At 70.6% G+C, this 23,753-nt stretch carries 23 protein-coding genes; 11 read left to right on the top strand and 12 right to left on the bottom strand.

Annotated features, from left to right (window positions below):
• Nucleotides 1-27: 27 nt before the first annotated feature.
• The gene (locus PV396_RS32010; protein ID WP_319210565.1) at nt 28-1,026 is read left to right on the top strand and encodes a TauD/TfdA dioxygenase family protein; all 999 of its coding nucleotides are present in this window, start codon (nt 28-30) and stop codon (nt 1,024-1,026) included.
• A gap of 12 nt (nt 1,027-1,038) precedes the next feature.
• Here the strand turns inward: PV396_RS32010 and PV396_RS32015 are convergent, their stop codons facing one another.
• Genes PV396_RS32015 through PV396_RS32025 form a run of 3 tightly spaced genes read right to left on the bottom strand, consistent with a single transcriptional unit; the run spans nt 1,039 to nt 4,550 of the window.
• Nucleotides 1,039-2,073: an LLM class flavin-dependent oxidoreductase gene (locus tag PV396_RS32015; RefSeq protein WP_319210567.1), complete on the bottom strand. Its 1,035-nt coding sequence runs from the start codon at nt 2,071-2,073 to the stop codon at nt 1,039-1,041.
• Nucleotides 2,074-2,103: 30 nt separating this feature from the next.
• On the bottom strand, nt 2,104-3,645 hold the full coding sequence (locus tag PV396_RS32020) for a metallophosphoesterase family protein (protein ID WP_319210568.1): 1,542 nt from the start codon (nt 3,643-3,645) through the stop codon (nt 2,104-2,106).
• Between the two features lie 20 nt (nt 3,646-3,665).
• On the bottom strand, nt 3,666-4,550 hold the full coding sequence (locus PV396_RS32025) for an MHYT domain-containing protein (RefSeq protein ID WP_319210570.1): 885 nt from the start codon (nt 4,548-4,550) through the stop codon (nt 3,666-3,668).
• Between the two features lie 270 nt (nt 4,551-4,820).
• On the opposite strand from PV396_RS32025, the gene PV396_RS32030 reads away from it, so the two are divergent.
• The 3 genes from PV396_RS32030 to PV396_RS32040 all read left to right on the top strand — a co-directional run bounded on the left by PV396_RS32030 (nt 4,821) and on the right by PV396_RS32040 (nt 9,009).
• On the top strand, nt 4,821-5,930 hold the full coding sequence (locus PV396_RS32030; RefSeq protein WP_319210572.1) for a substrate-binding domain-containing protein: 1,110 nt from the start codon (nt 4,821-4,823) through the stop codon (nt 5,928-5,930).
• A 119-nt stretch (nt 5,931-6,049) separates the two neighbouring features.
• The gene (locus tag PV396_RS32035; protein ID WP_319210573.1) at nt 6,050-7,081 is read left to right on the top strand and encodes a hydroxyacid dehydrogenase; all 1,032 of its coding nucleotides are present in this window, start codon (nt 6,050-6,052) and stop codon (nt 7,079-7,081) included.
• Nucleotides 7,078-9,009 carry a DUF2264 domain-containing protein gene (locus PV396_RS32040; protein ID WP_319210575.1) on the top strand — a complete coding sequence of 644 codons (1,932 nt, stop codon included), beginning with the start codon at nt 7,078-7,080 and terminating at the stop codon, nt 9,007-9,009. Before PV396_RS32035 ends, PV396_RS32040 begins: the two co-directional genes overlap by 4 nt.
• Before the next feature lie 75 nt (nt 9,010-9,084).
• Here PV396_RS32040 and PV396_RS32045 read toward each other — a convergent pair whose 3' ends face one another.
• Nucleotides 9,085-9,291 carry a hypothetical protein gene (locus PV396_RS32045; RefSeq protein WP_319210577.1) on the bottom strand — a complete coding sequence of 69 codons (207 nt, stop codon included), beginning with the start codon at nt 9,289-9,291 and terminating at the stop codon, nt 9,085-9,087.
• A 94-nt stretch (nt 9,292-9,385) separates the two neighbouring features.
• Nucleotides 9,386-10,006: an L-threonylcarbamoyladenylate synthase gene (locus PV396_RS32050; protein ID WP_319210578.1), complete on the bottom strand. Its 621-nt coding sequence runs from the start codon at nt 10,004-10,006 to the stop codon at nt 9,386-9,388.
• An 80-nt stretch (nt 10,007-10,086) separates the two neighbouring features.
• Here PV396_RS32050 and PV396_RS32055 point away from each other — a divergent pair, with 80 nt between their 5' ends.
• From PV396_RS32055 to PV396_RS32070, 4 genes are all read left to right on the top strand, one after another.
• A complete protein-coding gene (locus PV396_RS32055; protein ID WP_416071512.1) occupies nt 10,087-11,601 on the top strand; it encodes a helix-turn-helix domain-containing protein in 1,515 nt (504 codons plus the stop codon).
• A gap of 176 nt (nt 11,602-11,777) precedes the next feature.
• On the top strand, nt 11,778-12,161 hold the full coding sequence (locus PV396_RS32060; RefSeq protein ID WP_319210582.1) for a DUF6479 family protein: 384 nt from the start codon (nt 11,778-11,780) through the stop codon (nt 12,159-12,161).
• A 17-nt stretch (nt 12,162-12,178) separates the two neighbouring features.
• Nucleotides 12,179-13,015, top strand: coding sequence for a methyltransferase domain-containing protein (locus PV396_RS32065; RefSeq protein WP_319210583.1), 837 nt, complete (start codon nt 12,179-12,181; stop codon nt 13,013-13,015).
• 353 nt (nt 13,016-13,368) lie between these two features.
• Nucleotides 13,369-13,998 (top strand): DUF6629 family protein, encoded by a 630-nt coding sequence (locus PV396_RS32070; RefSeq protein ID WP_319210584.1) that lies wholly within the window; start codon nt 13,369-13,371, stop codon nt 13,996-13,998.
• A 22-nt stretch (nt 13,999-14,020) separates the two neighbouring features.
• Here PV396_RS32070 and PV396_RS32075 read toward each other — a convergent pair whose 3' ends face one another.
• Complete coding sequence (locus PV396_RS32075; RefSeq protein WP_319210586.1) at nt 14,021-15,625, bottom strand: cation acetate symporter; 1,605 nt, start codon at nt 15,623-15,625, stop codon at nt 14,021-14,023.
• The gene (locus PV396_RS32080; protein WP_319210588.1) at nt 15,619-16,053 is read right to left on the bottom strand and encodes a DUF485 domain-containing protein; all 435 of its coding nucleotides are present in this window, start codon (nt 16,051-16,053) and stop codon (nt 15,619-15,621) included. Before PV396_RS32080 ends, PV396_RS32075 begins: the two co-directional genes overlap by 7 nt.
• A gap of 370 nt (nt 16,054-16,423) precedes the next feature.
• Between PV396_RS32080 and PV396_RS32085 the strand changes: the two genes are divergently transcribed.
• Nucleotides 16,424-16,714 carry a YkvA family protein gene (locus PV396_RS32085; RefSeq protein ID WP_319210590.1) on the top strand — a complete coding sequence of 97 codons (291 nt, stop codon included), beginning with the start codon at nt 16,424-16,426 and terminating at the stop codon, nt 16,712-16,714.
• Between the two features lie 77 nt (nt 16,715-16,791).
• On the opposite strand, the gene PV396_RS32090 is transcribed toward PV396_RS32085, so the two are convergent.
• Nucleotides 16,792-18,156 (bottom strand): FAD-dependent oxidoreductase, encoded by a 1,365-nt coding sequence (locus PV396_RS32090; protein WP_319210592.1) that lies wholly within the window; start codon nt 18,154-18,156, stop codon nt 16,792-16,794.
• Between the two features lie 150 nt (nt 18,157-18,306).
• Entirely contained in the window at nt 18,307-18,591 is a 285-nt protein-coding gene (locus PV396_RS32095) for a zinc-ribbon domain-containing protein (RefSeq protein ID WP_319210594.1), read from the bottom strand.
• A gap of 160 nt (nt 18,592-18,751) precedes the next feature.
• Between PV396_RS32095 and PV396_RS32100 the strand changes: the two genes are divergently transcribed.
• The gene (locus PV396_RS32100; RefSeq protein ID WP_319210596.1) at nt 18,752-19,795 is read left to right on the top strand and encodes a 2-oxoglutarate and iron-dependent oxygenase domain-containing protein; all 1,044 of its coding nucleotides are present in this window, start codon (nt 18,752-18,754) and stop codon (nt 19,793-19,795) included.
• Between the two features lie 68 nt (nt 19,796-19,863).
• Here the strand turns inward: PV396_RS32100 and PV396_RS32105 are convergent, their stop codons facing one another.
• Nucleotides 19,864-20,733: a helix-turn-helix transcriptional regulator gene (locus tag PV396_RS32105; RefSeq protein WP_319210598.1), complete on the bottom strand. Its 870-nt coding sequence runs from the start codon at nt 20,731-20,733 to the stop codon at nt 19,864-19,866.
• A 299-nt stretch (nt 20,734-21,032) separates the two neighbouring features.
• On the opposite strand from PV396_RS32105, the gene PV396_RS32110 reads away from it, so the two are divergent.
• On the top strand, nt 21,033-21,890 hold the full coding sequence (locus PV396_RS32110) for a LuxR C-terminal-related transcriptional regulator (RefSeq protein ID WP_319210600.1): 858 nt from the start codon (nt 21,033-21,035) through the stop codon (nt 21,888-21,890).
• 65 nt (nt 21,891-21,955) lie between these two features.
• Here PV396_RS32110 and PV396_RS32115 read toward each other — a convergent pair whose 3' ends face one another.
• Both PV396_RS32115 and PV396_RS32120 read right to left on the bottom strand, forming a co-directional pair.
• A complete protein-coding gene (locus tag PV396_RS32115) occupies nt 21,956-22,669 on the bottom strand; it encodes a DUF2993 domain-containing protein (protein ID WP_319210602.1) in 714 nt (237 codons plus the stop codon).
• Nucleotides 22,670-22,819: 150 nt separating this feature from the next.
• Nucleotides 22,820-23,677, bottom strand: coding sequence for an aldo/keto reductase (locus PV396_RS32120; protein ID WP_319210604.1), 858 nt, complete (start codon nt 23,675-23,677; stop codon nt 22,820-22,822).
• Nucleotides 23,678-23,753: the final 76 nt, after the last annotated feature.

Genomic DNA, 23,753 nt, shown 5'->3' on the forward strand with positions numbered 1-23,753 from the left:
CGTCACGGAATCACGATCGGAGCGTGCATGAGGACGGACCAGGCCACGAACGGCGAAGTACCGCCGCCCGCCCCGGAATTGGCGGCGGGGACCGCCGGACTCGAGGTGAGGCCGGTGGCCGGGCACATCGGCGCCGAGATCTCGGGAGTCGACCTGACCGAACCCCTCGACGACACCGTGGTGGCCGCGATCCGGGCGGCGGTGCTGCGCTGGAAGGTGGTGTTCTTCCGCGGCCAACGGCTGGACCACGCCGGGCACATCGCCTTCGCACGCCGATTCGGTGCGCCCGTCGTTCTCGGACGGCGCGGCGGCGCGTCCCCGGCCGGCTTCCCGGAGGTCGAGACGACCGCCGACCGGCTGGAGCTGGGCGGACGGTACGGCATGGAGCACGCCGAGTGGCTGGAGCGGCGCCGCCACTCACTGCTGCGCGGCTGGCACTGCGACCACGGCGCCCGCATCGACCCGCCCGCCGCGACCATCCTGCGCGCCGAGACCGTACCGCCGTACGGCGGCGACACCACCTGGTCCAACCTGGCCGCCGCGTACGCCGGACTCTCCGCGCCCGTACGGGAGTTCGCGGACGGGCTCCGGGCGGAGCACCGGCTCGGCGTCGGCTACCAGGCGCGGCCCGGCGACGACGCGTACCTGCGCCATCTGCTGGACCACCAGGTCGCCTCGGTGCACCCGTTGGTACGGGTGCACCCGGAGACGGGGGAGCGGGTGCTGTTCGTCAACGGCTACTACCTGGAGCAGATCGTGGACGTCTCCCGCGCCGAGAGCCGGCTGCTCCTGGAGATGCTCCTCGAACAGGCGACCAGGGCCGAGTACACGGTCCGGTTCCGCTGGGAGCCCGGAAGCGTCGCCTTCTGGGACAACCGGGCCACCATCCATCTCGCCCCCAGCGACAACGCCCACCTCGGCCACCCCCGGGTCATGCACCGTGTGATGCTGACCGGCGACATCCCGGTGGGCGTGGACGGCAGGCCGTCGGCGCCGGTCACCGGTACCGAACCCGGGCGTTGGTGAGAATCCCGCCGGCTATCGGCCGGTGGCCGGCTGCCAGCCGAGGGCGGGGCCGAGGCGGGTCGCCATGTCCGTGAGGATCTGGACGTAGTCCTCGTGCTCGAAGGTGAAGGGCAGCGCGAAGGCCACCTCCTCGATCTCCTGGAACGCGACGTGCGCGTACAGGCGTTCGGCGATCTCGGCCGACGTACCGACGAGGTCCGGCGCGAACATCAGGCGCGCCGGACCCTGCGGGGACGCGGTGCGCGGCAGCCGCTTCGCCGCGTACTCCTCGTACTTCGCGCGCTGCTCGGGGGAGGCGCTGTCGGTCGGGATGACGACGAGGCCCTGGGAGACCCGGGCCCGGTCACCGTCCGGGTGATGCGCCCGGAAGGCACGGACGCTCGCGAGCTGGATCTCGGCGAAGTCCGGCGACTCCTCGTCGCCCTCGGCCTTGACGACACTGCTGGTCAGGAAGTTCATCCCGTGCTCACCGGCCCACCGCGCCGAGCGCAGACTCCCGCCGCCGTACCACAACCGGCTGCCGAGCCCCGGGGAATGGGGCTGCACCCGGTCCGAGAACACCTCGAACCCCTGCACCCCGCTGAAGTCGCTGGCCGCCTTCCCGCGCACATGGTCCAGCAGCCGTTCGACCCGCCGGTAGCTGAAGTCCTCGGTGTCCGCCGTGTCGGGATACAGGGCGTCCTTGACGTGGTCGTAGTTCATCGGCGGGCCGACACTCAGACCCGGGTTGAGCCGGCCCCCGGACAGGATGTCGACGGTCGCCCAGTCCTCCGCCAGACGCAGTGGGTTCTCCCAGCCCAACGGGGTGACCGCGGTGCCCAGTTCGATACGGCTGGTGCGCTGCGAGGCCGCCGCGAGGACGGCCACGGGGGAGGAGATCCCGTACTGGAGATGACGGTGGCGCAGCCACGCGCTGTCGAAGCCCAGCCGCTCACCCAGCTCGATGATCTCCAGCGTCGACTCGTGCCCTGCTCGTGGATCGTCCCCGTCGAACAGCCCGATGGTGAGAAAGCCCAGTTTGCGCAGTGGCTGTGAGGGGGTGGGCACGAGCTCCTCCAACGAACGTCGTACGGATGTTCACGCTGTGTCGATTGTGCCAGGCGGCGGGGTCAAAGGGATCACCACTTCGTCCTCGACCGGCGGGTCCAGCTCCTGCCTGAGCATGCCCGTCGCGGAGAAGCAACGCAGCCGGACGGCCTCCCGGGACACGTCGAGACGCAGGAAGCTCTTGAAGAAGGGCGGACTGTACGTCGCCGAGCCGGGCGAGAACAGCTGTGTGTACGCCTTGCGGACCGGGAGCCGAAGGCGCCGTGTTCGGCCGGGACGGCGGGCCGTGCCCAGCAGCCCCGCGACCAGCCGGATGCGCCAGGTCAGCCGGACCGGCTCGCCCGGTGCGCGCGCCGGACGGATCCCGAGACGCTCGGCGATCACGGCCGTCGCCTCCGCCTCGGACAGGGTGAAGAAGCGGCGCAGCCGCAGTCGTCTGCCGTAGACCCCGCTGTAGAAGGCCAGCGAGTCGCCGCGCAGCGGATAGCAGCGGAAGTCGTCCTCGGTGACATCGGCGACCGCGACGCGCTTGATGGTGTGGGTGGCGTGCATGAACGCACCGCCCCCGCCTGACACCACGTACTGGATGGTGCGGCCGTGCACATTCACCGGATAGCGCTGGTAGTTGTGGATGTCGCCGCCGATCGCGGCCACGAAGTTGCGCTCCGGATCGCGGACGAGGTCGTCGACCGTGCCGCCGCCCTCGATGGGGCACGGATGCTGCTCACCGTCGACGTACAGGGGCGAGCCGGTGATGAGGATCTTCGGGACCGGCCCCTCGGACACCTCCCGCAGCCAGCGGCCCTGTTCGGCGTCGAGCGTGCCCAGCAGACCGGTGTCGATGCCGATGACGCGCACCGGTCCGGCGTCGATCGCCCAGTACGGGCCGGGCTGGAGGCCCTGTTGGGCGGGCGCCGAGCGCAACTCGCCCGCCTCGGCGAGGCGTTGCTCGTCGACGGCGCTCGGCCTGTGCCACAGGAGGGTACGCAGCCAGGCCCGGGTGAGGGGGCGCGGCGCGGGGTCGGCCGGAAGGGGCGGGGCGTCGCAGAACACGCGCATGAACCCGTTCAGGTCCTCGTACCAGTCGTGGTTGCCCGGGATCGCGTAGATGGGGGCCTGGTAGTCCTGGTAGGGACGGAAGAACTTGGTGCCGTAGTCGTCGGTCGCCCCGACCGGGTAGATCACGTCACTGGCGAGCACCGTGAACGCCGTGTCCTGACCGACCTTCAGAAAGCCGGGTACGACGGAGTACTGGGGTGCGTCGCCCTCGCCCGTGTCGCCGATGACCATGAAGGAGAAGTGGTCCGGATCGCTCCGCCTGATCACCTTGTCCGGGGGCGCACCCGCTGCCGTTCGCTCTGCCGCCAGACGGCTCCGGGTGCGGCCCGTCGGGTCCCCGAACCAGGAGGCCAGCACGCCGTTGCGGGCGGGCCACAGGGTCCGGGGGTCGACCCAGGAGAGCTTCTCGACCCGGCTTGGCATCAACTCCCGGTAGGAGCCCGGGTCTTCGAGGTTCCAGCCGGCGCCCTCCGGGGTGTCGCGGGAGGAGTGGGACTGTGTTGAGTCGACCATCGGCGCACCGTAGCAATGTCCTACAGTCGAAGATCCGTCCGGGTCGGCGTCGTGGTCCGCGGCCGGCCGGGGAAGTGCTGTTCGGCTTCCCGCCGAGACGACTGCCTCCCGATGAGCGGCGTCTCCTGAGACGTGGGCTGCTGCCGCGGGGTCCGCCCGCCCCACTCGCCGTCGCCCAGCACGAGCAGCGGGTCGAACATCACCACGACCCCGGCCAGCAGCAGGAAGATGATCGGGCCGATCAGCATCGGGAGCAGGAGCGAGGTCGGTGAGTCCCCGGACCAGATGGTGCCACCCGATTCGTGCACATGGACGCTGACGGCGGCCATGCCCGTGTAGTGCATTCCGGTGACGGCCACACCCATCACCAGGCTGGCCCCGAGGCTCGTCAGAAAGCCCCGGATGGAGACGACCGCCCACAGGGCGGCGGTGGCGGCGACGATCGCGATCACCACGGAGAGCGCCACGGTCAGACCGTCGTAGTGGATCGTGCCGTTCAGATGAAGTGCCGCCATGCCGAGGTAGTGCATCGCGGCGACGCCGAGGCCCGTCACGATGCCCGCGGTGGACAGCGCGGCGGGCGTGGCGCCCCGGTATCCGACGACGAACACACCGACACCGACGACGACGATCGCCACGGCGAGGCTGATGACCGTCAGCCCGGTGTCGTAGCGGACCGCGGTCTCCTCGACCTGGAATCCGATCATCGCGATGAAGTGCATGGTCCAGATTCCGCACCCGATGGCCGCGGCCCCCAGCGCCAGCCAACCCGGCTTCCACGAGTCCTGGTTGAGCAGGGTCCTGACCACGCAGCGCAGGCCCAGGGCGCTTCCCAGGCATGCCATGACATAGGCGGCCACCGGGGTGACGAACCCGTAGCTGAATCCGTCAATTGTTCCTTGCATATGCCAATTCCCCCCGAGGCGCAACATGTTGAGGGATGAAATTCTCGCCTCGGATACGAGTAAATCAAGCAGTTACCGCGAGTATTCGGTGAAATTGGTTTGAACGAAGGTCAGGATCGGCCGAAAAGGGATGAGACTCGGTCGGACTCCCTTGTTCCGGTTGTGATGCTGCCGTCCGGCTCGCCGATCGCTATGCTGCGCGACAAAGCGTTCAAACGAACATTCCGCTGCGCCGGCTCGCCCGATGCGCCGACGTGAGGAGCGAACGGTATGCGCGAGCCCGTCGAACTGAGGCGGCAGCGGATCCTGGCCGCCGTGCAGGCGCGCGGTACGGCCCGGGTGACCGATCTGGCGGCCGAGCTGGAGGTTTCGGTGGTCACCGTCCGCCGGGACGTGGAGGAACTCGCCCGCGAGGGCAGGCTCCGGCGAGGCCACGGCATCGCCCGCTCCACCCTCCCCGTACCGGCGCCCCCGCCCGAGCGGGCCGCCGGGTCCGGCGACGGCGACACCGTCGTCCTGGTCGTACCCGCCCGCCACTCCTATCTCTACGAGACCCTGCACGGCGCCCGCTCTGTCCTGGAGGAGGCGGGCGTGCGCATCGCCCTGCACATCGCCCCGCAGGTCGCCGGCGCCGAACAGCCTCTGGTGGAACGGGCGTTGGCGGACGGCGCCCGGGGTGTGCTGATCGCCCCGGGCTGGCACACCCTCGCCGCCGAGGAGGCCGACGCGAAGTGGCTGTGCGGCCTCGGCGTACCGACGGTCCTGATGGAACGCAGACCACGCCCCGGCAGCGCCCTGCACGCCCTGGACTCCGTGTGTTCCGACCACTGGTACGGCGCCCATCTCGCCGTCGAACACCTGGTCGCCCTCGGTCACCGCAGGGTCGTCTTCGCCGCGCGGGACGACAGTCCCACCGCCCGGGCCCTGCGTGCCGCCCTCGCCGAGATCGCCGGCGCCCATCCGGAACTCGACGCCTGGACTCTCACCCTCAGTTCCCCCGAGGCGGGCCCCGACCGCACCGACGGCGCGGACCGGCCGCCCGTCGACCTGCCCGGTGTCCTGCGTGAACTGGAGGCCACGGCCTGCGTGTTGCACGGTGACGCGGACGCGCTGATGCTGGTCCAGGACCTGGCCGCGCACGGAATCCGGGTGCCGGAGGACTGCTCGGTCGTCGCCTACGACGATGTCGTGGCCGCCCTCGGCAGCACCCCCCTCACCGCCGTGTCGCCACCCAAGGGCGAGGTCGGCCGGGCCGCCGCCGAACTGCTGCTGCACCGGCTGCGCGGCCCACGTGGCGGCGGGGCGCGACCGGCGCGGCGGATCGAACTGCTGCCGGAACTGAAGGTGCGCGGCTCGACCCGGGCACTGACCTCCCAGTAGTCGACCCCCGGCACGCAATGAGCGTTTGACCGCTTTATTTTCTTCTGATCGTTCTATTGACCGTTTCCTCTGCGCCGATCAGGATTTCCCTGTCTCGCAGCAAGGAGTGACCGACCCGAATGACCATGTACTCGCCGGGCCCCGGCTTCCGCCCCCGTGCCGCCCTCGCCATGTCCCCGGACGCCGCTGCCGCCGTCCTCGATCCCGCCTCGCTGGCCGCCCTCGCCGCCGTCTGCGACCTCGCCCCGCTGCCGGTCCTCGACGACTTCGGCACGGAGAGCGCACGCGAGATCCTCGCCGACGTCGATCTCCTGGTCACGGGCTGGGGCTGCCCCGTACTGGACGCCGACGTCCTCGAGGCGGCACCCCGGCTGCGGGCGGTCGTGCACACGGCGGGCAGCGTCCGCCCGCATGTCACCGACGCCTGCTGGGAACGCGGCATCGAGGTGTCCTCCGCCGCCGCCGCGAACGCCCTGCCGGTCGCCGAGTACACCCTCGCCATGATCCTGCTGAGCGGAAAACAGGTGCTGGAACGGGCCCACGCCTACGCCACCACCAAGACCCGCGACAACTGGCTGCGCACCTCCCACACGATCGGCAACTACCGCCGGACCGTGGGTATCGTCTCGGCCTCCCTCATCGGCCGCCGCGTCATCGAATTACTGCGCCCCCACGACTTCGACGTCCTCCTGTACGACCCGTACGTCACCGACGCCGACGTGGCCGAACTGGGCGTGGAGCGGGTCGAGTTGGACGCGCTGTTCGCCCGCTCCGACACGGTCAGCCTGCACACCCCGCTGCTGCCCGCCACCCGGGGCCTGGTGAGCCGCGCCCTGCTCGACGCCATGCGTCCCGGAGCCGTGTTCATCAACACCGCCCGAGGAGGCGTCGTCGACCAGGACGCCCTCACCGACGCCGTACGGGCGCGCCGCATCCGCGCCGTGCTCGACGTCACCGACCCCGAAGTCCTGCCCGCCGAGCACCCGTTGTGGGACTGCCCCGACGTGCTCCTCACTCCCCACCTCGCCGGATCCCAGGGCAACGAATGGCGCCGCCTGGCCGATGTCGCCGTCGCCGAGACGGAGCACTGGGCATCCGGCGCGGGTTTCCGGCATCCCGTACGACGCGAAAGGCTGGCCTTCCTCGCATGAGCAGCACGGCCCGTATCACCAGCAGCCGCATCCCCTTCGCCTTCCCGCCCGAGGACCGTGGGACGAGCCCGTGCACCGGGTACACGCGGGCCCACTGGGAGGCCGTGGCGGACGGGCTGCTGGCCGCCGCATGGCGCTTCAGCACCCCCGGCGGCGCCTTGCTCGACCTGCCCGGCGTCCCGTCGCGCTCCGGTGTGCGCTCCGACGGTCTCGAGGGCTACGCCCGCACCTTCCTCGCCGCCGCCTTCCGCGTCGCGGGCGCCGGCGGCGACGACCCGCACGGCTGGCTCGACCGGTACGCCCAGGGCCTCACGGCCGGCACCCGCACCCCGGGCCGCGCGGACACCGAGTCCTGGCCGCTCATCCTCGACCACGACGTCCAGGGCCAGCCGATGGTCGAGTCGGCCTCCGTGGCCCTCGGCCTCAGACTGACGGCGCCCTGGCTGTGGAAGCGGCTCGACTCCGCCGTACAGGACCGGGCGGAGGAATGGCTGCGCGGCTCGCTGCGGCACTCACCCGCGCCGAACAACTGGTACCTCTTCCCCTACACGGTCGCCGGTTTCCTGGAGTCCGTGGGACGCGGCGACGCGGAGACGGCCAGGGCCCGCGAACACGCCCTGGAGCTGATGGAGAGCTGGTATCGGGGCGACGGCTGGTACGCGGACGGCGACGGCCGGGCCTTCGACCACTACAACGGCTGGGCGCTGCACCTGTACCCGGTCCTCGACGCCCACCTCGCCGACGACGGCGAACTGTCCGCCCTGTACGGCCCCCGGCTGCGTGAACACCTCGAGGGCTTCGCGCTGATGTTCGGTGGAGACGGCGCCCCGATCCACTTCGGCCGCTCCCTCTCCTACCGCTTCGCCGCCTCCGCCGCCGTGGGCCTGGGAGCCCTGACCGGCCACACCCCGCTCACTCCCGGCGCGAGCCGCCGGCTGATCAGCGGCAACCTGCGCCACTTCCTCGACCGTGGAGCCCTGACCGACGACGGCCTGCTCACCCTCGGCTGGCACGGCCCGCACCCGGCCACGCTCCAGACCTACTCGGGCCCCGCCTCCCCGTACTGGGCCTCGAAGGCCTTCATCTCGCTCCTTGCCCCCGCCGACGCCCCGCTGTGGACGGCAGGGGAGGAACCGGCACCGGTCGAGGAGGCCGACCGGGTGCTCGCGCTGCCCGCCCCGGGGCTGCTGGTGCAGTCGACCCGCGCGGACGGGATCGTACGGCTCCACAACCACGGCAGCGACCACGTCCGCCCGCACGAGGGCGAGACGGCGGCCGAGGACGACCCGCACTACGGCCGCCAGGCCTACTCGACGCACTCCGGCCCGACAGCCCTGGCGAACCTCGCCGACAACCACCTCTCCGTGGAGATCGGCGGCCGTGGCAGTGTGCGCCGCCGCATCCACCCGCTGGGCGCGGGCCACGGGGACGGCTGGGGCTGGGCCGCGTCCTGGCACCGGCCGGTCTTCACCGCCGGGCCGCCCATGGTGCCGGGACTGCGGGTGGAGAGCGTCACGGTGGTACGAGGCCGCCACGAACTGCGCGTCCACCGCGTGACCGGCGCTCCGTCCGGCACCCGCGTCACCCACACGGGCTGGGCGACGGGCCCGGAGGAGGAGGTGACATCGACCCTGCACGGCCTGTACGGCTGGACCCCGCAAGCGGAGGAGGCCCGCGCCCCCCAGGGCACCGCCTACACCCGCTGGGCCATCGTCCCCCGCCTGACCACCGAGACCTCCGGCACCTCACTCCACGCGTCCCTGGCAACCCTGACAGCCGACCCGGAACCGGTCGTACCCGAGCTGGTCGTCTCCGGCGTGGAGGCAGCAGGCACGGCGGTGGAAATCCAATGGGCCGAGGACAGCGCCCGTACGAGGATCACTTTCGAACCCTTGACTGTGCGCCACGGGCTCGCAGAACTGACCTAAGGGGCGCGGGGAACTGCGCGACAAGCCCCCACCGGCCCGCAGCAAACGAACCACGATCAAGGGCACTCGAACAACTCAGGGCAACAATTTGTCCAACGCCGCAGCCCCCTCCTTCGCCAGCTTCCGCTCCGCCCAGGCCAAAGTGCGCGGAGTGAGGTCACGGCCCGTGGCCAACACCAGATCCTCGGCCGAGGCGCCATGCTCCGCACCGGTGTGGAGCAGGGCGTCGGGGGTCGTGGTGTCGTCGGACGGAGAGGGCGAATCGGAGTTCTGGATCGGCATGACGTCTCCTTGCTCGACCGGACCTCCTACCACCATGCACAGCCCACGCCCCGCGCGCACCCCGCACCGCCGTGACAACGACGTCAGGGCGCCGTCACTCGAAGCGGGACGTGTCCCCCGCGCCCCGGCGGACGATCTCGGCCTCGCCGCTGGAGAAGTCGATGACCGTCGTCGGCTCCGTACCGCAGTCCCCGGAGTCGACGACCGCGTCCACGACATGGTCGAGCCGCTCCTTGATCTCCCAGCCTTGCGTCAGCGGCTCCTTCTCGTCGGGCAGCAGCAGCGTGCTGGACAGCAGCGGCTCGCCCAGCTCCGCCAGCAGGGCCTGCACGACCGTGTGATCGGGGATGCGCACGCCCACGGTCCGCTTCTTCGGGTGCAGCATCTTGCGCGGCACCTCGCGGGTCGCGGGGAGAATAAAGGTGTAACTGCCCGGCGTGGACGCCTTCACCGCCCGGAACACGTCGTTGTCGACCTGTACGAACTGGCCGAGCTGCGCGAAGTTCTGGCAGACCAGAGTGAAGTGGTGACGGTCGTCGAGCTGCCGGATCGACCGGATGCGGTCGATGCCGTCACGGCTGCCGAGCTGGGACCCCAGCGCGAAACAGGAGTCCGTCGGGTACGCGATCAGCGCACCGGAGCGGATGCTGTCGGCGACCTGACTGATCGTGCGGGGCTGCGGGTTGTCGGGATGGACGTCGAAGTACCTTGCCATCCGTCGAGCCTATGCCCTCCGTGGGGTAAATTCCGGACCGGTGCGGTGCGCACGTGATCGACCTGGGGAGAGCCGTCGTGTTGGGCAGCAGGACCGGAGGCGGACGTGACGGCACCTGCGGCGACTGGGCGTACGGCCTCCTCGAGCAGCTCAGGCCGGCCGCCCGCGACATCAACGGGGTGACCACCTGGCTCGCCGGAGCCATCGAGGCGGAGGTGTCCCTCCAGGACGTGACCGGCACCCTCCTCGCCGGAACCCGACTGCCCGCGGACGACGCCCTGGTGACGGACGTGGCCACGGGCAGAATCGCTTCTGCCGCGGTGGACACCCCGGGACACCACGTCCGGCTGGCCGGACTCGGGCACCCCGACACCAAGGGCGTCCTCGGGGTGGCCCGCCGCCGGCCCTTCGACCGGCGGGCCACCGACATCGTCGCCCGCACCGTCTGGGTGCTCGAACTGCTCCTGCGGGAACGCGAGACGGCCGGCGCCGTACGCCGCCTCGACCGGGCGACCGCCGACCTCAGGCTCGCCATCCTCCAGTTGCTGATGGTGGGCGACATCATCGCCGCCCGCCGGGTCGCCGCCGGCCTCTGGCCCGGCCTGTTCGACACCGACTCCGCCCGCGTCTACGTACTGGAGGGCCACGCCGCGCGACGCGACGACCTCGCCGAGGACTGCCAGGCGGCAGCCGAGGGGCACGCGTTGATCGTCCGCTGCCCGGCCGTGGACGAGCACCTGATCGTCGTGGCGCCCATGGAACGCGGGCACGACCTGGCGGGCCCGGAACTGCGCTCGGTCGTCGGCGGCCATCCCGACACGTTCATCGGCGGCAGCGTGGGGCAGAACCTGGCCCAGACGGCCACGGCGTACGGACAGGCCGTGAGCGCCCTCGCCGTGGCCCGCTTCCGCTCGGACAGGGCCGCCGTGTACGCGGAACGCACGCACCCCGAGCGGCTGATGAACCCGCCCGCGCTGCGCGGCTGGGCGGACCGGCTGCTCAGCCCGCTCGACGACCTGCCCCACCACACCCGCGCCGAACTCCTCGCCACCACCCGCCTCGGTTTCTCCTTCACGGCCGTGAAGACGGCGATCATCCTCGGCGTCAGCCGCAACACCGTGCGGGCCCGGATGGAACGCGTGGAGGGCCTGCTCGAAGCAGACTTCTCGGACCTCACCACCCGGGCCGCCGTCCAACTGGCCCTGAACACCCAGGCGGCCGCCCCCGACGGACCGCGCGCGCCCGGGGCCCCGGCGGCCGGACTGACCGAACTGCTGCGTACGGAAGCCCTGTTGGCCTGGGCGGACAGCCTCCTCGGGCGTCTCGCCACCGACACCCGCGACCTGCGGCGGACGGTTCGCACCTGGATCACCGCCGGCGGAAACTCCGAACGCACCGCACAGGTGCTCGGCATCCACGCGCAGACCGTACGGGACCACGTACGCAGCGCGGAACCCGTCCTGGAACGCGAGCTCCTCGCCGGAGGCAGCGACCTGTACGAGGTCGTCCTCGCTCATCTGGCCCTCGGCGACCTCGACGAACCGGCGGTCGGCCGGGCGAAGCGGGACCATCAGGACGCGACTGTGCACGACTGAGTGTTCGGCGCACCGGAGAGGGCACGGGCGAGATACACATCGTGTCCGTACGGACGTAAGTTCACTTTTGCGGGCGCGGCGCGGCCGGCACGGGGGTGCGGCCGTTCCCCGCGCCCGCGATCACTTCCGCGCTCCGGGATGCGAGTAGCCGATTGCTTTCGGGGCACTCGGCGGCCATGAACACGGCAGAAGCAGCAGACGCGGGACAGGTACTCGCCGCATCGAGCAACGTACTCAATGTGATCGCCGCCTTCGCCGGTGGCCTGATCGTGGTGGCCCTGCTGATCTGGGCCGTCCGGCTGGGAGTGAGGACCAAGGAGGCGGAGTCGCCCCCGCCCAGCCCCGACGAGCAGCCCAGGCTGCCGGAGTCGGGGCCCGTGCGCGAGGAGCGGGAGCAGCGCGCGCCCAACGAGGTGCCGCCCGCCACGGAAGAGGGCGAACGGCTCAACCCCCACAATCTCCATGCCTCCGGGACCAAGCGGGGCGAGGACCAGACCCGTCCGCGCTGGTCGCCGGGCAACAGCGGATCCTTCGGCAGCGGTGGTTCGGGCCGTAAGTGACTCATAGAGTGGGCCGTATGGGGGAAACACAGCACACACGGCCCGCACAGCCCACATCGGAGTTCCACGCGCGCAACTTCTCCACGGCGGACGTCGCACGGCTCGTCGCGGCCCTGGACGCGCAGGACGAGGCCGCGGGCGTGCGACGGCTGCGCGCCTGGACCCAGAGCGCGCTGGCCCTCCGTCCGGGCGACCGAGTGATCGACGTGGGAAGCGGCACGGGCTCCCAGACCCTGGCACTGGCGACGGCCGTCGGACCGTCCGGCGACGCGCTGGGCATCGAGGCGAACCCGGCGCTGCGCGCGGTCGCCGAGCAGCGGGCGGCGGCGGCCGGCAGTCCGGCCCGCTTCCTGGGCGGCGACGCGCTCGCTCTCCCGATGCCGGACGCCACCGTCGACGTGGTCTGGTGCGAACGGGTCCTGCAACACCTCTCCGAACCGGACAAGGCCGTCGGCGAGATCGCCCGGGTCCTGCGCCCCGGCGGACGCGTGGCGCTCGTCGACTCCGACTGGGCGACCGCACTGCTGCACCCCGGCGACCCCGAGGCGGTGGCCGCGCTCATGTCCGGAGCCCTGGCCGCGGCGGCCAACCCGTACTCCGGGCGCCGACTCCTCGGCCAGCTGTCCGCAGCGGGACTGGTCATCGACGACCAGGGCTCGCAGGCCCTGATCCAGGACAACGCGACGGTGCCCTGGCCGCTGGTGCGGATGCTGGGTGAGTCGACCGTACGGCGTGGCCTGATGACCGAGGAGCAGCGCGAGAGTCTGTACGCGGAGCTGACCGAGGCCGCGGAGAGGGGCGCGTTGCACATGTCGGTGACGATGTTCGCCGTCGTGGCGCACCGCCCCGCGTGATCGGCGCGACGTGCCCGACCTGCGGCTGGGGCCTGTCGTTTGGATCACGCCGGTTTCGGGCTGCGGCGCCGTTGTCTGCCGGTGGGCGGGGTGTGGTGCGTGCAGCTGTAAGGCGGAGGAGGGCGTCGACGCGATGGGGGGTCCCCCGGTTGAGCGAAGTCGAGAGTGGGGGAGTCGGCAACTGACGACAACGCGGCTGGGGGTCCCCCTCCGGGGGAGTGCGTGCCACACCCCGCGGCCCAGGCGTGATCCAAACGACAGACCCCAGGTGCCGAGGCCCGGCGTGCGGCCCCGGGCGCACCGTGATCCGCTGTGAGGCCAAGGCCTACGACGACTGACCCGGTGGCGGTGCGATGTGCTGGAGTGCGACGGCGGATCTCGTGGCGGGCGTGGGCGTCGCCGTCGTGGGCGTGGCGAGCGTGGGCGCCGTGGCCCGGACGGGCCGGGGCCGTGATCTGCCGCTGGCCGCGCTGCCCCTGCTTCTGGGGGCCCACCAGATCGTCGAGTCCCTGGTCTGGCGGGCGGGCGGTGGCCCTGGTCCTGCGACGCTGGCCTGGGCCGTCATCGCCCTCCCGCTGCTCGCCCTGTGGGTGCCGGCAGCCGTCCTGTGCGCGGCCCCCAGGACCGCGCGACGCCGCCTCCTGCTGCCGCTGGCCGCCGGCCTCGCGACGAGCACGGCACTCGCGTACAACCTGGCGACGCACCAGGTGACCGCGGACATCCGGGGCCACACAGTCGGGTACACCGTCCATCTCTCCCACTCCGGACTGATCCTCGCGGGCTACCTGCTCGCGACGGTCGGCTCACTCCTCCTCTCCGGCGACCGCCGACTGCTGCTGTTCGGGATCCTGGCCGGTGTGGGCGCGCCCGTGTGCTGGGCGCTGTGGCGACTGGAGTTCGTGTCGACCTGGTGCGCCCTCGCCGCGCTCTGCTCCCTGGTCCTGCTGCACTGGGCGCGCGGACGTCCGCTGCCCCGGCACTGAGGCGGCGCGTCCGCCTCGGCGGTTACTCGGCGTCGGCTCCGGCTCCGATGAGCGCGCGCACCTCGAACTCCTCGTACGACGAGTCCTCCTGACGTGGCGTCAGTACGGTGCCCAGCCAGCCGAGGAGGAAGCCCGCCGGGATGGAGACGATGCCTGGGTTCTGCAGCGGGAACCAGGCGAAGTCCACCGTCGGACAGATGGAGGAGGAGGTCGACGAGACCACCGGCGAGAACACGACCAGCAGCACCGAGCAGACCAGCCCTCCGCACAGGCTGAGCAGGGCGCCCCGCGAGTTGAACCGGCGCCAGAACAGGCTGTAGAGGAGCGTGGGCAGCAGGGCGGAGGCGGCGATGGCGAAGGCGAGGAAGGCCAGCGTCGAGACGTTGGTCTCCCACGACAGCAGGGCCAGCCCCATGCCCAGCATGCCGATGAGTACGGCGGCCAGCCGGGCCGCGCCGAGTTCCTCGGCCTGGGTGGCGCGCCCCTTGCGGATGACCTCGCCGTACAGGTCGTGGGCGAGGGACGAGGCGGCGGCGAGGGTCAGACCCGCCGCCACCGCGAGGAGCGTGACGAAGGCGAGGCAGGACAGCAGCGCGGTGAGGACTCCGCCGCCGATGGACTGCGCGAGCAGCAGAACGGCCGCGTCGCCCTTCGGGTCGGTGTCGACGATGGACTCGCGGCCCACGAGAGCGGTGGCGCCCAGACCGAGAATGCCGGCGGCCAGGCAGACGAAGCCGACCAGACCCGCGGCCCACACGACCGAGGAGCGCAGGACGTTGGTGGAGCGCGGGGCGAGCAGCCGCATCATCACATGGGGGAGTGCGGCGAGACCGAGCACGATGGCCAACTGGAGGCTGAGGAAGTCGAGTTTGCTGGTGGTGCTCGCGCCGTAGCGCAGACCGGGCTCCAGGAATCGCTGGCCGAAGCCGCTGTTCTCGGTGGCGGCCTCCAGCAGGGCGTTGACGTTCCAGTCGAAGCGGTGCAGCACCATGACGGCCGTGACGGCGACGCCGGAGATGAGCATCACGGCCTTGACGATCTGGATGAACGTCGCGCCTGGCATACCACCGAGGGAGGCGTACACGATGACGATGGTGCCGATGACAACGACACACAGAGTGCGGGTGGTGGTGCTGGGAACGCCTGTGAACTGGGTCAACAGGGCGACGCTGCCGACGAGTTGGGCCACCAGATAGAGACAGCAGATGGTCAGGGTGCAGACGGCGAGCGCGATCCGGACCGCCCGTCCGCCCTGGGGCAGCCGTAGCGCGAGGGTGTCCCCGAGGGTGAACCTGCCCGAGTTGCGCAGCGGTTCGGCGATCACCAGAAGCACCATCATCCAGGCGACCGTGGTGCCGCACAGGTACAGCAGTCCGTCGTAGCCGGTGAGGGCGACCAGTCCGGTGCTGCCCAGCAGGGTCGCGGCCGACAGGTAGTCCCCGCACATCGCGAGCCCGTTGCGCAGCGGCGACATCAGGCGGTTGCCGAGATAGAACTCGGCGACCTCGTCGCGCTGTGGGGCGATCAGCAGCGCGGCGAACAGTGTGACCACGACGACCGAGAGAAACAGCACGAAGGTCAGCTGCCGGCTGAACGGGTCGACGACCCCGGCACCGATGGTCACCACGTGCGGAACCCCCTTGTGCTCTGCGGACGAACGCCGTCCCGCTCGGCCGGACCGTGCTGTCCGGACCGACGCTCGTCCAGGTGGGCGCGCAGCCCCTGGGCGACCGGATCGAAGCTGGTGCGCATTCGCCGTACATAGCGCCAGGCGGTCACCGCCATCACCGCGAACTGCCCGAGACCGAGGGTGAGCCCGAGCGTCATATGGCCCGCCAGCGGCTGGTTCATGATTCCGGGGGCGAAGTTCGACAACAGGACGTACAGCAGGAACCCGCCGACGGCGAGCGCCGTCGACAGTGCCGCGAAGCGGCGGTATCCGTTCCGAAGTGACTGAAATTCAGGATGGCCGTGGATCGTCCGCTCCGGGGCGGGTTCGGGGTACGTCCGGCTGTATGCGGGCGGCTCTTCCGGCCGCATGAAATAATTGGACATGAACGCACCTTCTTTGCTGCATTATGGTGCGGACCTGGTGGGGGAATGGTGAATCCGGACGCTTCGCCGAGTGAATTACGATGCGGGCGCCGCCGGGGGTGATGGCGGGTCAGGAAGCGGATTATGGCAGCGCCGATCCGGAACAATCAACTCGCTGTGAATTACTGATTTGTACTGGCTCATTCATGCTCTTGGCTCTCGCTTTGCCGCCCGCCGCAACCTGCGGAAATCCGCCCCGACGGCTAAGGTCCGTACTATCCCGGCCCCTGGCGTGGCTCAAATGTGCCGTACTCCGAGGCGTGGAGACCGCGGTGTGGAGACATGGTGAAGGGGAAGTCGTAGAGGGAGAAGGACGAACGGCGGAGGGGCCATGGATTCCACCACGACACTGATCCTGATCGCGGCGGCCCTCGCGGCAGCCGCGCTGGCCGTGGCGGGCACACTGCTGGTACGGCTGGTGCGCGCCCGCCGGGACCTGCGGCGCGCGGGCCTGCCCACCGGCCCGCGCTGGGTCTTCTGGGGCGCGGTCCTCTATCTGGTGCTCCCGACCGACCTTGTGCCCGACCCCGTCTACCTCGACGACATCGGCGTACTCCTGCTGGCGTTGCGCAGTCTGCGTGCGCAGGGCCGGGAGCTCGACGACGGACGATCGTCCGGCTGAGAAACGACGAGGGCCCGGCCCGCGGTGTTCCGCGGGCCGGGCCTTCCTCGTCGCTCGTGCTGTGTACTCGGTGCGGCTTACGCCTCGCTGGCTCGGAGCATGTCCTCGCGCTCGACGATCTTCACGCGTTCGCGACCCTGGGGCTCACCCAGAGCCTTCTCCGCGGCGTCCAGCCGGTGCCAGCCCTCCCAGGTGGTGAAGCGGACGTTCCGCTCGCCGAGGAACGCGTCCACGGCCTCCGGCGCGGGCGAAGCGGGCTCGGGCAGACGGCCGTTCGTGTAGTCGTCCAGCAGATTGGCGACGGTCTCGTTGGCGTCGCCCTTCGTGTGCCCGATCAGCCCGACGGGGCCGCGCCGGATCCAGCCGGTGACGTACATCGACGTGAGGTGGCTGCCGGTGTCCTCGATCACCCGGCCGCCCTCGTCGGGGACGGTGCCCGACTCGACGTCCCAGGGCAGCTTGGGCAGCTTGTCGGAGAGGTAGCCGACCGCGCGGTAGACCGCTCCGAGGTCCCAGTCCTTGAACTCGCCGGTGCCCTTGACGTTGCCGGTGCCGTCCAGAGCGGTCCGCTCGGTCCGCAGGCCGACGACCTTGCCGTCCTCGCCGAGGATCTCGGTCGGCGACTCGAAGAAGTGCAGGAACAGCTTGTGCGGGCGGTCGCCGATGTCGCGGATCGCCCAGTTCTCCAGCGTCTTCGCGACCATGTCGGCCTGCTTGTTGCCGCGCCGGGTCGCGATCGAGCCCTCGTCGTAGTCGATGTCCTCGGGGTCGACGATGACCTCGATGTTGGGGGAGTGGTCCAGCTCGCGCAGCTCCATCGGGCTGAACTTGGCCTGCGCCGGGCCGCGACGCCCGAAGACGTGGACCTCGAGCGCCTTGTTGGCCCCCAGGCCCTCGTGGACGTTCGGCGGGATCTCGGTCGGCAGCAGTTCGTCCGCCGTCTTGGCCAGGATGCGCGCCACGTCGAGAGCGACGTTGCCGACTCCGAGGACCGCGACCTTCTCCGCCTCGAGCGGCCACGTACGCGGCACGTCCGGGTGACCGTCGTACCAGGAGACGAAGTCCGCCGCCCCGTACGAGCCCTCGAGCTCGATGCCGGGTATGTCGAGTGCGCGGTCGGCGGTGGCGCCCGTGGAGAAGATCACCGCGTCGTAGAAGGCGCGCAGATCGTCCAGGTTGATGTCGCTCGGGTAGTCGACGTTGCCGAAGAGACGGATCTGCGGCTTGTCGAGCACCTGGTGCAGAGCCGTGATGATGCCCTTGATGCGGGGGTGGTCGGGGGCCACTCCGTACCGGATCAGCCCGAACGGGGCCGGCATCCGCTCGAAGAGGTCGATGGACACGCCGGGCTCCGCGGCCACTGCGGATTTGAGCAACGCGTCGGCGGCGTAGATCCCGGCGGGGCCGGCTCCGACAATGGCCACCCGCAGAGGGCGAGGCATGATCAGGTTCCCTTCGAGCGATGACAAGATCTTCGAAGTGAAGCCTAAACTAAGGCAAGCCTAAGCTGGTACGGGGGTCGGGGTTATGAGCTCATAAAATGGACTTATGGGCTTGCTCGACGGCGGCGGGCCCGCCGCGTCAGGTGCGGATCATCGCGGGCGGTAGGACTGCTGCTGCGACGGCGTGTGCGTCCGGCCCTCGGTGCCGCTGCTCCGCAGGTGCTCCGCCTGCTCCTTGGTCACCTTCTGTTCGACACCGCAGAAGGTGCACTGTGTCGTGTACTTCGTGGAGAACGGGAACAGGGGCACGAAGAACAGTGTGAACTTCGTGACGCGTTTCCGGAGCGCGTGCGCCGACGGGTTTCCGCACTGCCCGCACACCAGCGTGAGTATCGCGAGCTGGTACAGGTACCCCTTGGTGCCGAAGATGATCATGTTCAGGTCCCTCCCGGGTGAGCGCCCGCCGGTGCGGGGCTGCTGATGATACTGAGCGCGTCATGATGCCGTCGTGGGCACGGATCCGCGGTCCCCCCACCCTGCCGGGCCCCTCAGAAGGGGGTAGTGGATCGTATACGTCCGGTTCATCGTGGTGCACATGACCGAACTGCAGACCTTCCAACTGCCCCTGACCGTCGACGGCAGCGACGCCGACCGCTTACTCGGCCAGGCGCTCGTCGCCGCCTGGCAGGCCGACGGCATCTTCCAGATCCTGGCCACCCCCCAACAGGACGCCGCCACCGCACGAGCCCTCGCCGCCTCTCGGGCCTTCGTCGCCCGCCCGTTGAAGGAGAAGGCCGGGCACGTCTCCGACGTCACCTACAGCGGATACGTGGCCTCCGGTGAGGAGGAGACGGCCGGGGAGAAGGACGGCTCGGAGATCTTCACCGTCTGCCCCGACATCCCCGAGGACGACCCCCGCGTCCTCGACAAATGGCCCTGCCACGGTCCCGCCCCCTGGCCGTCCGAGGACTACGCGGCGGCCATGAAGGACTACATGGCCGCCGTCGGCGACATCGGGCACCGGCTGCTCCGACTGACCGCGCTGGGCCTCGGCCTGGACGACATGGAGCACTTCACGCGGCTCACGGAGGACGGCTGGCACCACATGAGGGTCCTGCGCTTCCCGCCGGCCGACGCCACCACCGAGCGCGGCATCGGCTCCCACACCGACTACGGTCTGCTCGTCATCGCGGCTCAGGACGAGGTCGGCGGCCTCTACATACGGCCGCCCGTCCCGGGTGAGACCCGGGGACGCAACTGGCTGCCCGAGGAGTCCATGGCGGGGCGCTACGAGAACGAGGACCCCTGGACCTTCGTGCCCCCGACCCCCTCGGTGTTCACCGTCTTCCCCGGCGACATCATGCAGTTCATCACCGGCGGGACGCTCCTCTCCACCCCGCACAAGGTGCGCCTGGCCGACCGTGAGCGGTTCACCATGGCGTACTTCCACGAGCCGTCCTTCCAGGCCGTGGCGCGCCCCCTGGACGCCCCCGACTCCGACGAGTTCATCCACTACGGAACGCACTTCACCAACATGTTCATGCGCTGCTACCCCGAGCGCTCCACCACCGCGCGGATCGAACAGGAGGACCGGCTGGTCGTCCTCGAGCGTCTCCGCAAGGAGGCCCTGACCTCTTGACCAACGCCTGGAGCCGCCCGGCGACTGCCGGGCGGCCTCAGAACGCGCCGGTGACGAGCCCTCCGCTGTCAGGGCAGCAGGCCCAGACGCCGGGCCGTCGTCACCGTCTCCAGCCGGGAGTGGCATCCCAGCCTGCGCATCGCGCTGCGCAGATAGCTCTTCACCGTCTCGGTCCGCAGGCCGAGTTCATCCGCGACGTCGGTGTTGGTCCGCCCCAGTGCGACGCACGACAGCACGTCGAGTTCACGCGCCGACAGCACCGGGGCCGGGGAGCGCCGGTCCGCCGGGGCTCCCGCGCCGGCCAGTCGGCCGCTCAGTGCGGCCACCCGGTCACGCAGGTCGGTGTCCGTGAGGTGCTGGGCGAGGACCCGCAGTTCGGCGTACGCCTCGCGAATCGTCTCCCAGCGGGGGGACGCCCCCACCGGCGGCCGGCCTTCGCCTTCCGGAGGCTCGTCGAGTTCGGCGAGACGGCGTCTCACCTCGTCGCGCACCGCCAGGTTCTGTTCCAGGGTGCGGGCGGTGTCCATGACGGCGTCGACGGTCCGGTCGCCCAGTCCGACCGACTGGCGGACCGCCCCGTACATCACCGCCCGTACCGTCCGGTTCACCACGACGGGGGCCGCCACGACGGCGCGAATGCCCTCCGCGGCGACCATGAGGTCGTAGTGGTGGCTGATCTGCCGCGAGTTCGCGTAGTCGTTGACCGCGACGGGGCGGTGCAGAGCCACCGCTTTCCCGCCGAGCCCCATGCCGAACCCGAGGGTCAGGCCCATGAGGGCTCTGGTCGAATTGCCGGCGAACTCGGTGAGCTGGGCGTGCCGCCCTCTGGTCACGACACCGCCGAAGGTGAGATCCACGCCGGCGGTGTGGCGTAACGCGTCGATGGAGCGTTTGAGCTGGCGGTCGTCGTCCGATGTGGGGGGTGGTTTCACTGTCATGCGTTTCCTCGGTCTGCGCGGGTCGACTCGACAGGTTATACAGGCGTACACCCCGTTCTCTGGAGCTGGAAGCGGCCTTCCCCTTTCACCACCATGAGGTAAAGCGGGCCGCCCGAGCTACCCCCGGATGAGGGAGGCGGGCGCGCGGTTCGGGCAGCGGGGAGTGGATGTGACATACCGTCAATTACCTTTGCCTGCACTCCCCTTGACGGCCAGGAAGCGCTTGCAGGACTGTTTGCCTCGCAGCGGGGGACTCCGAGTGTCGGCCGGGTTCGGCCAGGTAGGGAGTCAGCCCCGTGATGTTGCCGGCGGAAGACAGCGAAGAGGCCGCCGCTGCCCGAGCCGCGGTACTGGCGCTGCGCAGGGACAGCGGTCTGCCCGTCGCGGGGACGGCCTGGGTCGTCGGCCCGCGGCTGCTGCGCATCGGTGAGACCAGCGGCGCGAAGTCACCGCAACGCCGGGGGTTCCCCATACCGGCGGGCACCGGTCTGCTCGGCAAGGTGCTGACGACACGTCGGCCGGTAGCCGTGAGCGACTACCGGTCGGCCCGGCAGATCACCCACCAGTACGACGCGTTCATCGCGGCGGAGGAAGTACGGGCGATGGCGGCGGCGCCCGTGATCGTGGGAACCACGGTGCGGGCCGCTCTCTTCGTGGGCTCGCGCGAAGCGCTACGGCTGGGCGACCGCGTACTGACCGCGGTGACGGAGGCGGCACGCGACCTCGAGCAGTTCCTCGCGTCCCACGAGCACGCGCACCGGCTTCTCACGGAGGTCAGATCCGGACGGACCACCGCCTCACCCCACGACACCACCGCCCTGGCGCAGGTGCACGAAGTCCATACCGAGTTATTGGAGTTGACGGCGGGCATCGGCGAGACCCACCTCAAGGAACGCTTCCACGAGGTGTGTTCCCTGCTGGAGTCGGGCTGCTGCTCCGAACGGACGGCGGGCGAGGCGGCGGTGCGGCTGTCGCCGCGCGAACTGGACGTCCTGACCGCGGTCGCCGCGGGCTGCACCAACCTCGTCATCTGCGACCGGCTCGGCATCGGCCTGGAAACCGTGAAGGGCCACCTGCGCTCCGCGATGCGCAAACTCGGCACCAGAACCCGGCTCGAGGCCGTCACCGCCGCCCGCCGGGCGGGCCTGCTCGCGTAGAACCGGAGTGCTCCCGCCCGGACAACCGCCGCCGCACGCAGGCCCGTTGGCCGCAGAGGACCTCCCTACGCTCCGAAGCGCGACGAGCCGAGCCGCACCTGGTGCCCGACGAGGCTGATCTCGACGCCGTCCGCGGTGGCGCGCGCCGCTTCGAAACCGACGCCCTCCGGCAGACCGACCCGCCAGTCCATACCGGCCCGCTCGACACCGGGGACCGTCAGGGAGAACTCGGTGCCCTGCGCCAGCAGTGTGCCCGTGGCGTCCAACGCCGTCCCGTCCACGGTGCCCGAGACCTTCACGCGTGCCGCCTGGCCGTTCGACCCCGGCGCCCGGGACACCTGCAACGGGCCGCCGTGGCCCGCGAGCCGGGTCAGTACCTCGGACAGTTCCTTGTACGAGAGGGTCAGCGTGCCGGTGGCGAGGTTCGCCTCCGCGCTGCGCGCCGCCAGCGACGTCACCGTCACACCCCGCAGGTCCAGCTGGAGCCGGTCGATGTTCAGATAGCCGCCCTGCGCGTTGTTCATGGTGTCGACGGTGAACCGGCTCGCGGTGAGCGACACGTGGTCGAAGTCCTGGCTCGCCACCTGGGTCAGGAAGGGAAAGCCCTCGATCGACACGTCCAGGTGGCCGTCGGTGGTGTTCCCGTAGCCGTACTTCTCCTTGGCGAGCTGCGCGGCCTCCTTGTCGGCGTAGTGCACGGCTATCCGGTCCGCAGCCGTGAAGAGCGCGGCGAGCACCACGACCGTGATCACCAGAACCTTCACCCATCGACGTCGCACGTCGATCCCCCCATGATGTGACGAACTGAGTACATGGCCCTCACACGGAGGCCGGGGGAGACTCTAGGGCGCCGTCGGACATGAACAGGCGTCGGGTTGTTCAAAGCCACGTCAAGGACGCCCGGTTCGGCGGACCGGGCGCCCGGTGGCTCAGACGGCGTCCAGCTCGGCCGACTCCTCGGCGGACAGCACCAGATCCACGGCGGCCGCGGAGTCGCGGATGGTCTCCGGGCGGCTGGCGCCCGGGATCGGGACGACCACCGGCGACTTGGCGAGCATCCAGGCCAGGCACACGCGCTGCGGACTGACACCGTGCGCCGCGGCGATGCGGGCGAAGGGGGCGTACGCCGAACCGAGATCGCCGGCCCGGGCGATGCCGCCGAGCGGGCTCCAGGGCAGAAACGCGATGCCCAGCTCGTCGCACAGCCGAAGCTCCGGCTCGCTGGAGCGGAACGCCGGGGAAAACTGGTTCTGCACGGCGACCAGACGTCCGCCGAGGATCTCGTTCGCCAGCCGGATCTGCTCCGGGTCGGCGTTGGAGATTCCGGCCATACGGATCTTGCCCTCGTCCAGCAGTTCCCGGACCGCGCCGACGGACTCCGCGTAGGGGACCTCGGGGTCGGGGCGGTGGAACTGGTACAGCCCGATGGCCTCCACGCCCAGCCGGCGCAGCGAGGCCTCGCACGCCTCCCTGATGTGCGTGGGGGAGCCGTCCAGGGTCCAACTGCCGTCACCGGGACGCAGATGACCGCCCTTGGTGGCGACCAGGACGTCCGCGCCGCGGTCGTGGGAGGCGAGCGCCTTGGCGATGAGGGTTTCGTTGTGACCGACCTCGTCGGCGTGCAGATGGTAGGCGTCCGCCGTGTCGATCAGCGTCAGGCCCGCGTCCAGTGCCGCGTGGATGGTGGCGAGGGACCGCGCCTCGTCCGGTCGTCCCTCGATCGACATGGGCATCCCGCCCAGACCGATCGCGCTGACCTCAACATCACCGATGCGTCGAGTGTGCATGTGCTCGTGGCCTCTTTCGGATGTCGCGAAGCAGGGGTCGCGTTCCAGCCTTGCCTGCCGACGTCCGGAGGTCCAA

This window comes from Streptomyces sp. ME02-8801-2C (assembly GCF_033793965.1).
In the GTDB taxonomy this organism is placed as follows: domain Bacteria; phylum Actinomycetota; class Actinomycetes; order Streptomycetales; family Streptomycetaceae; genus Streptomyces.